Below are 12,195 nucleotides of genomic sequence, written 5' to 3'. Positions count from 1 at the left end.
AAAAGGTAGGAGCGTTCGGCAAAGAATCGAAGTAAGTTCGCTGCCGCCCAGGCAGCTTAGAAAGACCACGGAAGTGATCCCGCCATGGTAGAGGTGTTCGCTGCCGCCCAGGCAGCTTAGAAAAGCATGTTGCACTAACAAAAGATTAATGGGAGGTTCGCTGCCGCCCAGGCAGCTTAGAAAACCTCATTCGTGTAGCTGGTGTAACTGGACGAGTTCGCTGCCGCCCAGGCAGCTTAGAAATGCTCTAGTTTTATCTTCTGAGGAATATAACAAGTTCGCTGCCGCCCAGGCAGCTTAGAAATGAGAGAGTCAATGTGAAGCCTCCTAACAAGCGTTCGCTGCCGCCCAGGCAGCTTAGAAACTGTCGGCATCAGCGCCTAGCTGTATCGCACTGTTCGCTGCCGCCCAGGCAGCTTAGAAATCGCGCACACCATCATCAAGGGTCGGTCAGGGAGTTCGCTGCCGCCCAGGCAGCTTAGAAAGACACTACATTGCGGCCAGGGCGCTCGATCTTGTTCGCTGCCGCCCAGGCAGCTTAGAAAAGAAGCATTTAAAAACATTATGTCAGAAAAAGGTTCGCTGCCGCCCAGGCAGCTTAGAAATATGTGGTTACGCCACCAGAGGAACCGAAAAGGTTCGCTGCCGCCCAGGCAGCTTAGAAATATGATCAGAGGTCTGTTGGGTGGAGTTTCTTCGTTCGCTGCCGCCCAGGCAGCTTAGAAAAAAGCAGGGCTTAACTACTAAAAGTGCGTTATGTTCGCTGCCGCCCAGGCAGCTTAGAAATCTGTATCCACAATAGGAGAGCGGATATCAACGTTCGCTGCCGCCCAGGCAGCTTAGAAAAGCGTCGTGCCGCCCACTACCAGCATGTGTGGGTTCGCTGCCGCCCAGGCAGCTTAGAAAGATCGGTATCGCTTCCACGGCGGTGTAGGTATGTTCGCTGCCGCCCAGGCAGCTTAGAAAAAAACGCGCGGAGAGCTTAACCGTGCTTTGACGTTCGCTGCCGCCCAGGCAGCTTAGAAATTCCGATAATAGAAAAATAGTGCAATATATTGGTTCGCTGCCGCCCAGGCAGCTTAGAAAAATCGGTGGTTAGTAGGCACCAGTTGAAGATGGTTCGCTGCCGCCCAGGCAGCTTAGAAAATATTAGAACGTCCTCAACGACACCTGGCTGGGTTCGCTGCCGCCCAGGCAGCTTAGAAACAGCTTGAAACCGAGGTCGACGACCTGCACCGGTTCGCTGCCGCCCAGGCAGCTTAGAAAATGCTGGATGAGATCATTGATTCCAGCGCCGTGTTCGCTGCCGCCCAGGCAGCTTAGAAATGCTTGACACGCAGCTTTCGCTGTTCGGGCTTGTTCGCTGCCGCCCAGGCAGCTTAGAAATCGGGCAGTCCGTTCTGCCAACCAACTACCAGGTTCGCTGCCGCCCAGGCCGCTTAGAAATGCTGCGCGTTGCGGTCGCCGCCCAGCGCTTTGTTCGCTGCCGCCCAGGCAGCTCAGAAAACGTCGCTAACGCTATTGCTGCCACTTAGGCGGTTCGCTGCCGCCTAGGCAGCTCAGAAAACGTCGCTAACGCTATTGCTGCCACTTAGGCGGTTCGCTGCCGCCTAGGCAGCTGAGAAAAGACAAGCGTTACTATCTTTTAGCGCTGCCTTGAAATTAACGCTAGCGTTCAGCTTTAAGCAAAAGAGCCTCGATGGAGGCTCTTTGAAATAACAGTGCTGGAACCGCTTATTTGTCCTTGTCCCAGTGTTCAAAGGCGCGCTTGTCGTCGGGGAGCCGGACAATGTCACCGATGTTGAGATCAGGAAGGCCTTTAAGATGGTGGCCTTTGGTGTCCATGATGGCGGCAACGCTGCCAATACTCACGGCGTCTTCTTCTCGGTAGGCTTCCACTTTTACGTGAACAATGTGGCCTTGGTAGCGGGCGGATAAAATATCGCCGGTGCCAATGCGGGCGTGTTCATGATGGTCGTTAGCAAACAGTTTGGATACGCTGTCTTTGCCGGGGTCTTCCCATTCGATATGTCGATGCATCGTGGTTTCCTTGTAAGTGGGCCGAAAAACACAAGTGTAGTTTGGTTTTTATTAGTTTTGCTAGTTATTGGTTAATGGGACCTTTGCCAATATGCTGAAACATAAAGGTTAAGGCCGCAGGTAGGCTGGCACGCCAAACGCGCCAAGTGTGCCCGCCGGGGTAGAGGTCCAAGCGTACATCATTAGGCTGAATGCGTTCCATGGCTTGGCGTAGCTTACGGGCGTGAAACTCGGCGTCGTACACATCGCTGCGGCCTGCGCTAATGTAAAGTGGCACGATCGGGATGTCGCTCTCTTCTGCGCTGGGCCGGGGCGTTACGTTAATGCGATACGCTTCAAGGTAAGCGGGGTAGTTGAGCTGGTCCCATAAAGCCGTATCAAAATGGCCTTGTTCATCCAAAAACGCGGGATGGCGGTGTGCTGAGGAGTTGCTCGGCGGATACGGAAGATAGCTTGCCGGGCTTAGCGCTGCGGCGGCGGCAAACATCTCGGGCTTTTCCAGGGCAAAATTAAGCGCGCCAAACCCTCCGGCGGATAGCCCGCCTACGCCGCGAAGCGCTCGCGTGGCGCCCACTCGGTACTGGTTTTCAACATGCGGCATCAAGTCGTTAAAAAAGGCGCTGCGGGCGGCCTCATTATGGCCGTCTACCCACCAGCTGCGACTACCGGGCATGATGAAAACGGCCGGCGGAATGTGTCCAGCGCGAATCAAACGATCAGCAGTTTGGGCAAGGTTGCCCTTGGCTAGCCAGTCTCGTTCGTTGCCAAAAGAGCCATGGAGCAGATAAACCACTGGGTAAGGCTCGGCGGCAGTGGCGTCATAATGGTCGGGTAGATACACGGTGTAAGGGTAGGCGTGGCCCAGCGTGGGCGAGTCAAAGGTGGCGTAGTGCACCTCGCCAGCAACGGCGGCGTTAAACAGGCTCCATAGGCCCGCCAGGGCTGTCAGGCTGGTCAACAAGAAACGTAACAACCCGTGAAATACACTTGAAAATGAGAAGAGCGACAAACAGCCTCCGGGAATTATCGCAAGGTTATAGCGTCGTACCCCGTACCCGCCGACACTGTTCAGCGCAGGCGAATGTCAGGCATACACGGAGCAGGTATGCATAAAAGGATAGAGGAAATTTACTGGTTGCGTGCGTACGGCTGCGTGGCCGTGTTTTTATTTCATTTGCTGGACCACGTTAATCAGCGTGTGGATAACCTGGCCACCGACCTGATGCGCCTGCCGCTGGTATTGGGCACACCGATCTTTTTGTTCATTTCAGTGTTTGTGTTTGCCATGCGCTATGACAAGGCAGTGCCGCCTGGCTTTTTGGCCCAACGGGTAAAGTACGTCATGCTGCCTTATCTGGTATATGGCTTTATCTACTCGACGGCCGAGTGGGTCCGGCTGTACATGGCAGGGGAGTCGGTAGGCTTTGTCGCCAATGCGCTGGAGTACTTTGTTTTCGCCGGGTGGCACGGTTATTTCTTGATTATCGCCATGCAGTTTTATATCGCTTATTGGCTGTTTACCCGTTGGCAGCTGTGGCGCTTTAACCCGGTGCCGTGGCTGTGGGTGAGCTGTTGGGTGAGTATGGCGTACTGGGGAGTGGCGTATTGGCTGGGTGTGGCGCTGCCGGGGTATCTGCTCTGGGTAGCGCCTCTGGGCTGGATATATCTGTTCTTTCTGGCCCTGGCGCTAGTGCGTTACTACCCCTTTGATAGTGGAGCCCAGGCACCGCTGCGGCCTTTATGGATGCAGTACCTGTCGTGGCCTTTGTGGTTGGTCGTGTTGGTTTGCCTGCTGGTCGCGGCCAGTGTGGCGGGGTGGCTGCAGTTCTCATCCAAGGAAGTGTGGGTGATACCGCTGTTCATACTCTCAACGCTTGTAGCGATGCGTTATTTAAAAGACATCACAGCGCCTCGCTGGGTGCGCTATATCAACCAGTATTCGTTTGGTATTTACCTGGCGCACCCCATGTTTTTTGCCATTACCGATGCGTTGGTGATGCCGTTGGCGTTGCCTATAACGGTTTACGTGCTGCTGCTGATAGTGACGGGCGCCACGGGCTCTATCCTGCTCAGTAAAATGGCGAACACCACAAAAGCCGGGGCCATGATGTTTGGCAAGCGGCTAAAAGTGTAGGGCGTTGACGCGCTGTGCGGTGGGTTGGAAGCCGAGAGGGGCGCTCTATGTCTTTCATGCACCAATTAGGTGCGCTTATGCTTGTGTTTGATCTATTTTGGGTCAAAAAAACAGGTCCGTGTGTGTTTAAAAGCCTCGGGAAATACTTATGCGTCATAGAGAGGCATGCAGACGCAGCTTTTATATGCCTTAAAACAACAGGTTAGTAATTGTTTCGGTCATGTTGGTGCAGGATTGGCATGTTCTCTGCATTATATTTGTCAGCGGCTAGCCACCGTAGGCAGATGCCTCTCGGCGTGCTACAACAATAGCCGGTTTGAAATGATCGCTAGGCGATGTGTGATTCAATTTCAGGCAAATGTTAAGCGAACAAAAAGGATAGGCCTGTCAGGCACGTACTTTATTGAATGACGGGGTTTGTCTAATAACACTTTTATCGATAGCTTACTGTTACATGCTTTAAGCCACGCCCATATCGGAGGCACAATGTCAGCCAAGACTCTCGCGCTAATTGAAGAACATGATGTTAAGTGGGTGGACCTGCGTTTCACCGATACTCGTGGTAAAGAGCAGCACGTTACCGTGCCTGCCCGCGATGTAGACGAAGAGTTCTTCGAAAATGGTCAAATGTTCGATGGCTCCTCAATCGAGGGCTGGAAAGGCATTAACGAATCCGACATGATCCTGCGCCCGGAAGATGGCACTGCTTTCCTCGACCCCTTCACCGAAGACGCTACTCTGATTTTGCGTTGCGATATCATTGAGCCAGCCACGATGCAGGGCTATGATCGTGACCCGCGTTCTATTGCTAAGCGCGCTGAGGCGTACCTGGAGTCCACCGGCCTGGGCGATACTGCTTTCTTCGGTCCGGAGCCTGAGTTCTTTATTTTTGACGAAGTACATTGGAAGTCCGATATTCAGGGCTCCATGTACAAGATTTCTTCCGACGAGGGCGCTTGGGCGACCAGTAATCAGGTAGAGGGCGGCAACCTGGGGCACCGTCCGCGCGTTAAAGGCGGTTACTTCCCGGTTCCTCCGGTCGACAGCTTCCACGATATTCGTGGCGCGATGTGTAACACCCTGGAAGCGATTGGTCAGACCGTTGAAGTTCACCACCACGAAGTGGCGAATGCGGGGCAGAACGAGATCGGCGTTAAATTCAATACGCTGGTGAAGAAGGCGGACGAAGTTCAGGAAATGAAGTACGTGATCCACAATGTGGCCCACGCGTACGGCAAAACCGCGACCTTCATGCCCAAGCCGCTGGTTGGCGACAACGGTTCTGGTATGCATATTCACCAGTCGTTCTGGAAAGATGGTCAGAACCAGTTTGCCGGTGATGAGTACGCAGGCCTGTCGGAAATGGCCCTGTATTACATCGGTGGTGTGATCAAGCACGCACGCGCTCTGAACGCCTTCACCAACGCCTCTACCAACTCGTACAAGCGTTTGGTACCGGGGTTTGAAGCGCCGGTTATGCTGGCTTACAGCGCCCGTAACCGTTCTGCCTCTATCCGGATTCCCTATACGGTAAGCCCCAAAGGCAAGCGCGTTGAAACCCGCTTCCCTGACCCGACCGCTAACCCGTACCTGTCGTTTGCTGCCCTGCTAATGGCGGGTATCGACGGCATCAAGAACAAGATTCATCCTGGCGATGCCATGGACAAGAACCTGTACGACTTGCCGCCAGAAGAAGGCAAGTTGGTACCGACCGTTGCCAACAGCCTGGACCAGGCCCTGGAAGCGCTCGACGCTGACCGTGCGTTCCTGACCGAAGGTGGCGTGTTCACCGACGATATGATTGATGCCTACATCGAACTCAAGATGGAAGAAGTGGAGCGTATTCGCATGACCACGCACCCCATCGAGTTTGATATGTACTACAGCTGCTAATAGCGGTGTAACGCGATAGCTTTGAAACCCCGCTTCGGCGGGGTTTTTTATTGCACTTAACCAGTGAAAGGGGGGCGCCTTAACGGTGCTCCATGCACTAAGATGGTGCATGTGATGGATCGACCATGGCAGGCTGTGCGCTTAACGCTCGTTGAATCAAGGCCTGGCGCGCTTTTTGCAGTTTCTCTTAAGCATTGAACGTTTTTATCAGCGATATTCAGGACACGTCATGTATCAGCGTTTACTAGAACATCTCTCCATGGCAGTGCTGCTGCTGGACGGTGAGCTCCGCGTACGCTGGATGAACCCTGCCGCCGAAGCGCTGTTGGCAGTAAGCTTTAGCCGTGTGCAGGGGAGCAGCCTGGATACCCTGCTGGGCGGTGATGAAAGTATCGACCAGGTGTTGGCCAAGGCGCGGGATGCCTTTCATCCCTACACCCAGCGCGAGGCGCGCATTACCCCGGTTAACGGTGAAGCGCTGACCGTAGATTACACCGTGACGCCCCTGTCGGAAGACGAGCTTCTGCTGGAAGTAGAGCCTCGTGACCGCTTGATGCAAATTTCCCGCGAGGAAGCGCTAACCACGCGCCAGGAAACCATCAAAGTGCTAGCCCGAGGCTTGGCCCATGAAGTGAAAAATCCGCTGGGCGGCATCCGCGGGGCGGCTCAGCTATTAGAGCGTGACCTGGATAAGCCTGAATTGCGTGAGTTTACCCATATCATCGTGGAGGAGGTTGACCGCTTGCGTGATCTGGTGGATTCGATGCTTGGCCCGAATCGCATTGTTAAGCACGCGCCGGTGAACATCCACAAAGTGCTGGAGCGGGTAAGAACGCTGCTGGTGGCTGAACATCCGAATATCACCATCCACCGCGATTACGACCCTAGCCTGCCGGACCTTTCCGGGGATGAGGCGCAGATGATCCAGGCCGTGCTTAACGTGGCCAGGAACGCCGTGCAGGCCATGAGCGATGCCGAGACCCCTGTGCCCGAATTGATGCTGCGCACCCGTGCCCGGCGTCAGTTCACCCTGGGTGCTGAGCGCCACCGGTTAGTGAGCGAGGTGGGTGTGATCGATAACGGCCCTGGTATCCCGGAAGGACTTAAAGAGACGCTCTTCTACCCGATGGTGTCAGGGCGTGCTGAAGGCAGCGGATTGGGGTTGTCCATCGCTCAGTCGATCCTGCATCAGCATCAAGGGTTGATTGAATGTGACTCACGTCCCGGGCACACCGAGTTCCGCTTACTGATTCCATTGGTTATTAATTGTACCGGAGAAGCATCATGATAGAGGCGACACGTAACGAGGTTGCACGGGTGGTCGTTGTGGATGACGATCGCGCTATCCGCTGGGTGCTTGAACGTGCATTGGCACAGCCGGATCTTGATGTAGAGTGCATAGAACGCGCCGATACCGTACTGGAACGACTGCTGACAACCCCACCGGATGTGCTGGTGACTGACATTCGCATGCCGGGCATTGATGGGCTGGATCTTATGTCGCACATCCGTGAGGCGCACCCGGATTTGCCGGTCATCATCATGACCGCTCATTCGGATCTCGACAGCGCAGTGGCCTCTTATCAAGGCGGTGCGTTTGAGTACCTGCCCAAGCCGTTTGATGTGGATGAAGCGCTGGCGCTTGTGCGCCGGGCGGTGGCTCATGCGCGCGAGCGCCAACGGCCGATCAGCGTTCCCGAAGGTTTGAACGCAGAAATCATTGGTGAAGCGCCGGCCATGCAGGAGGTGTTTCGGGCCATTGGGCGACTCTCTCATTCGCATATTACTGTGCTCATCAATGGCGAGTCGGGCACCGGTAAAGAGCGTGTAGCCCAGGCACTCCACCAGCACAGCCCCCGGGCGGGCAAGCCGTTTATTGCCCTGAACATGGCGGCCATCCCGCGTGATCTGATTGAGTCTGAACTGTTTGGCCACGAGAAAGGTGCGTTTACCGGGGCCGCTGCCCAGCGCCAGGGGCGCTTTGAGCAGGCCAACGGCGGCACGCTGTTTCTGGATGAGATCGGCGATATGCCGGCTGAAACCCAAACTCGCTTGCTGCGCGTATTGGCCGACGGTGAGTTCTACCGAGTGGGCGGGCACACCCCGGTCAAGGTTGACGTGCGGATTATCGCCGCGACGCACCAGAACCTTGAGTCGCTGGTGGATGACGGGCGCTTTCGTGAGGACCTTTTCCATCGCCTGAACGTTATCCGCATTCACTTGCCGCGCCTTGCCGAACGCCGTGAGGATATCCCACGCCTCACACGGCATTTTCTTGCTGAAGCCGCCAAAGAACTTGCCACCGACATCAAGGTACTCACGGCCGAAACCGAGGAGCACCTGACGCGCCTGGCGTGGCCGGGTAACGTGCGCCAACTGGAAAATATCTGTCGCTGGTTAACGGTAATGGCGTCTGGGCGTGAAATTCTGGTGGAGGATTTACCGCCAGAGCTACGCTCCCCCCAGGCAACTGAAAGCGGCGGTCATGGCGAATGGCGCAGCGCCTTTCGGGAATGGGCCGACCGTGCTCTGGCCGAAGGGCATACACATCTGTTGGAAGAGGCCGTACCCGACGTTGAGAAAATTCTGATTGAGACGGCGTTAAAGCACACCGGTGGGCGTAAAGGAGAAGCAGCAGAATTGTTAGGCTGGGGGCGCAATACACTAACGCGTAAATTAAAGACGTTGCTACCCGCCCTGGCAGACGAATAACGCTGCCACTGTGCGCGCTAAACGAGCATTGATTGCTTGGTAAGCGCTTGGCACTGCGTTAGAAAACGCTCAAAGTCGCTCAGTATGGTGTCCAGGCTAGCGTGAAGACGATGGTCGTCATCGACCATCCGTAACGAGAGTTGCTGTAATCGGGCGCGTTCAATAACGGGGCCGGGCAGCACGACATCATCCTGCCAGCCGTGGATGATATGGGTAAGCTGAGCCTGAATCATCGGCGAGGTTTCAGGGTACGCCGGTAAGCCAAGCGCAGGGGCAAGTAAAAAACAACCTAAAAGGGGATGCTGAGCGCTAACCGCAGCGCTCAGCCATCCTCCCAAGCTAGAACCCGCTAGCACACACGCTGCGGGATTATCATTGCGTTTTGACAGAGTATCCAACAGGTGATCCAGCCGCCTGGGGGGCTCTGCCATGCCACGGTAATCCATAACGACCGGCTCACAATCATCGAGCGTTTCGGCGATCCCTTTGAGTGCCTGAATTTTCAAGGCACCGGGCCCGCTTTCCAGGCCGTGTGAAAGATAGACGGTCATCATTATGGTTATTCCGCTGCTCTTTCAATCGCCTGGCCGCCTTCCGAGATATCCTCTCCCGCGCCATGAATCGTATTACAACCGCTGATCGCCAGCAGTGTGGTTAATAGCACTACACCCATCGCCCATGTGCGTTTCATTGAATGATCCCTTCTTGTTGATCAGAAATAGTCGTGAGTAGAAACAGTCCTGCGTAAAACCATTCTTGCATAAAACAGTAAGGCTGCCATCAGCAACGCAGTAGCCCATACCAAGCGCGCCTTCGAAGTATCTTGCCTTCTCTTTATATTAGCCAGCAATAACACGTTAGGGTAAGAAGTAGTACGTTTTTGCCGAAATAAAGTGAGCAATAGCCAAACGTTCAGCTTCCCAAGTGGTGATTGGTGTCACGGTGACCATTCGATGAGCAGGTATTTTTGTCGCATGTGCCTTTTTTACACACGGCTAAAGAGGGTTTTTCGTTGTTTTTAGGAAAGTGCTTTTATTTCAAGTTTTTGATTTTGTTTGGTTTTTGTTTTCATGTTGGCAGTTGGCCTAAAGCCTGCAATATTATGAGTAGGAACAACATGAGCGGATTGATAGGAAACAAGGGAAGGCAGGAGCCAAGTAGAAGAACAGGACGTTAAAGGACATTCACCCGCTCATTTGTATTAGCATAAGGATATGCTAATCGTCGAGGCCAGGGATTGGCTGAGATGCAAAATGACCATTTCGCGTAAGCGTTGTGGTTTTTTTGCGTTGTGTGTGTTTTTTAAGCTGTTGAAAATTATAAAATTGTTGATTCCTAGCTATAATTTGCAAAAGATTTGTACAGATGACGCCGCCGATTTAGTCTATCCTTGCAGCACACTAAATCTAAGCGGTTAGAACATGCCAATGCAGTAGCCGCGCATTTCAGGAACAAGCGTTATGGCGATGGGATTGATGTTATGCATGTTTGTGCTGTTCTTGGTGTTTTCCGCCATCGGGTTATACATGATGTTTAAAAGTTCTTTTATGGTCACAACAGACAACCACGAAGACATACCGCCCGATATTTGATGGTTACCGCCCAACGGCGCGTTCTAAAAAGAATACGTACACTAAACGATCATGCCCACGCAAGTGGGCATGATCGTTTGGGGTGAGCATAACGCGGCGGGCTACTGTTTCTGCCAGCGGCCACGGCCTCTGTCGGGCACCATGCGTCCGAAGTACAGCAGGCCAAAGACTAACCAGCCGACGGTTAAAATAGCCGAAAAGCCCAGTATGGCGAGCGCACCAAACTCGCCTATCAAGGGCAGAGCAGCAGCGGTAAATAACCCACCACCTACCACCGGTTCAAACATAAGCTGCTTATAGCCAAAGCTCTCAAGCGCGCCGGATTTATTGCTGGGGTCCGCCATTCTCATCAGCAATAAGCCCGTCACCGTGACCCCCATGGATTGTCCAAAGTCTCCAATGCCCCGCTCAAACCAGCCTTCTGGAATCACTCGGGGGGCAATCACGATAAGAACGAATAACCCCCAGGCAATGCCGGCGACGGCAAGCAGTAAAAAGGGCAGGAAGTATTCCCCCAGGGTGGTGAGTGACAGCGTGGCAAGTGCTGCGACAATGGTGAAATCAAGCGCGGTGCCAGCAATTCGCGCCATGGTGCGTGTGGAAACATGGTGCTCCAGGCCAAAGCGCGTGATCACTAACTGGACGATGACGCCGCCAATCATCGCGATAGGAAATAGCGGCACGTGCGCTAATATCTCAAGGCCTCCATTGCTTGCCCAGGTGACCTGCTCGATCCACTGTAGGCCAGAGAGCAGCAGCCAACCTATTAAAATGGCAATGCCCACCAACCCAATATGCAGGCTAAGCGGGTCAGTGGTTCCTGCTTCATGCATGAGGTCTTTTTTAAATTCGCTAAACTCTTCAGTAGAAGGGCGACTGTCCTCACGGATCATGTCATCAGGTTCATCGTTCTCGTTGCTGGGCGTAATGATGTTGCGGCGCGCGGCAATGTTAATCATGAGCGTGCCAATGAGTACACCGGAAACAATGCCCACGGTGGCGAGACCAAGTGCAAGGTCAGCGCCTTCTTCAAACCCCAAGTCAGCGAACGTATCGGCCATGCCAGCGGCCGTACCATGGCCGCCTTCAAAGCCAATTTCAATAAGGGCACCCGCCATGGGGTTCATATTAAACAAGGGGGCAAGTATCAACAGCGCCAGCGTCAGACCCACCACGTATTGGCCCCACGCCATTGTTTGTCCAACAACGACCTGGGGGCCTGCGCGCAGCCAGATAGTACGAATGCCAGGAATCGTTTTACCGATAAAGAGGGCAGCAAATACCACGTTGATCAAAAGGCCAGGTAGCGCAGACCAGCTCTCTTGTACATACGCGGGGAAAAGACCGGGGCTCTCTTCAAAAAAAGTAGGCAGCAAGCGGCCGATAACGTCCGGGCCCATCAATAAAAGCACAAGACCAGCAATGACGGAACTGGGTAAGAACAGCCTACGTAGCCAGCCAATCCGAAGCCGCAGCGCATTACTTGCGACGAGCGCGAGAGAGATAATCACCAGTGCAATAAAAAGCTCACCAACCGTCATGGTCATCACATCACTCCTTAATGAATGCGAGAGGGCGTATGCCGTCTTCACAAGACCAAGTAAATGACAGGGTTGGTTTTAACGTAGTGCGTCGTGGTTAAATTGGCGAATAGTTAATGCTTAGGCTCTGTCTGAAAAGTGTCTGCGCTCGACAATACGGCGTTAAAAATTGGCTCGTGCGCGAGTCCGATCAAAATACTCATTTACACATGTAAACTCCGTTTTTTCGCCAATTTTTGCCTTGTCTTGTCTTCGCTCGTCGACTTTTCAGACAGACCCTAGT

Annotated in this window: 9 protein-coding genes and 1 CRISPR repeat array; of the genes, 4 read left to right on the top strand and 5 right to left on the bottom strand. The window is 53.9% G+C overall.

The features are described 5' to 3' along the window. Positions 1-35: 35 nt before the first annotated feature. A CRISPR array of direct repeats spans positions 36-1,626; the repeat unit is 28 nt; unit sequence GTTCGCTGCCGCCCAGGCAGCTTAGAAA. A gap of 108 nt (positions 1,627-1,734) precedes the next feature. After that, positions 1,735-2,040, bottom strand: a complete 306-nt coding sequence (locus ACT3T7_RS18120) for a hypothetical protein (protein ID WP_193053628.1) — start codon at positions 2,038-2,040, stop codon at positions 1,735-1,737. Positions 2,041-2,104: 64 nt separating this feature from the next. Further along, positions 2,105-2,980 carry an alpha/beta hydrolase gene (locus tag ACT3T7_RS18115; RefSeq protein ID WP_406565426.1) on the bottom strand — a complete coding sequence of 292 codons (876 nt, stop codon included), beginning with the start codon at positions 2,978-2,980 and terminating at the stop codon, positions 2,105-2,107. Between the two features lie 165 nt (positions 2,981-3,145). Here ACT3T7_RS18115 and ACT3T7_RS18110 point away from each other — a divergent pair, with 165 nt between their 5' ends. The 4 genes from ACT3T7_RS18110 (at position 3,146) to ntrC (ending at position 8,779) form a co-directional block, all read left to right on the top strand. Beyond that, complete coding sequence (locus tag ACT3T7_RS18110; protein ID WP_172117683.1) at positions 3,146-4,174, top strand: acyltransferase family protein; 1,029 nt, start codon at positions 3,146-3,148, stop codon at positions 4,172-4,174. 486 nt (positions 4,175-4,660) lie between these two features. Beyond that, positions 4,661-6,067 (top strand): glutamate--ammonia ligase, encoded by a 1,407-nt coding sequence (gene glnA / locus ACT3T7_RS18105; RefSeq protein WP_172117682.1) that lies wholly within the window; start codon positions 4,661-4,663, stop codon positions 6,065-6,067. A 229-nt stretch (positions 6,068-6,296) separates the two neighbouring features. After that, positions 6,297-7,355, top strand: coding sequence for a nitrogen regulation protein NR(II) (glnL, locus tag ACT3T7_RS18100; RefSeq protein ID WP_444631885.1), 1,059 nt, complete (start codon positions 6,297-6,299; stop codon positions 7,353-7,355). After that, positions 7,352-8,779: a nitrogen regulation protein NR(I) gene (gene ntrC / locus ACT3T7_RS18095; RefSeq protein WP_172117681.1), complete on the top strand. Its 1,428-nt coding sequence runs from the start codon at positions 7,352-7,354 to the stop codon at positions 8,777-8,779. Before glnL ends, ntrC begins: the two co-directional genes overlap by 4 nt. A 17-nt stretch (positions 8,780-8,796) precedes the next feature. Here the strand turns inward: ntrC and ACT3T7_RS18090 are convergent, their stop codons facing one another. The 3 genes from ACT3T7_RS18090 to ACT3T7_RS18080 form a co-directional block, all read right to left on the bottom strand. Then, on the bottom strand, positions 8,797-9,333 hold the full coding sequence (locus ACT3T7_RS18090; RefSeq protein ID WP_441678140.1) for an alpha/beta fold hydrolase: 537 nt from the start codon (positions 9,331-9,333) through the stop codon (positions 8,797-8,799). Positions 9,334-9,338: 5 nt separating this feature from the next. Beyond that, positions 9,339-9,470, bottom strand: a complete 132-nt coding sequence (locus tag ACT3T7_RS18085; protein WP_087108872.1) for an entericidin A/B family lipoprotein — start codon at positions 9,468-9,470, stop codon at positions 9,339-9,341. A 1,002-nt stretch (positions 9,471-10,472) separates the two neighbouring features. Further along, entirely contained in the window at positions 10,473-11,918 is a 1,446-nt protein-coding gene (locus tag ACT3T7_RS18080) for a sodium/glutamate symporter (RefSeq protein ID WP_444631882.1), read from the bottom strand. Positions 11,919-12,195: the final 277 nt, after the last annotated feature.

Origin of the sequence: Halomonas sp. 111, from assembly GCF_052379685.1 — a bacterium.
GTDB classification, from domain to species: Bacteria; Pseudomonadota; Gammaproteobacteria; order Pseudomonadales; family Halomonadaceae; genus Vreelandella; species Vreelandella citrativorans.
The sequence above is the reverse complement of the archived record's forward strand: the minus strand, read 5'-3'. Positions and strand labels throughout refer to the sequence as shown.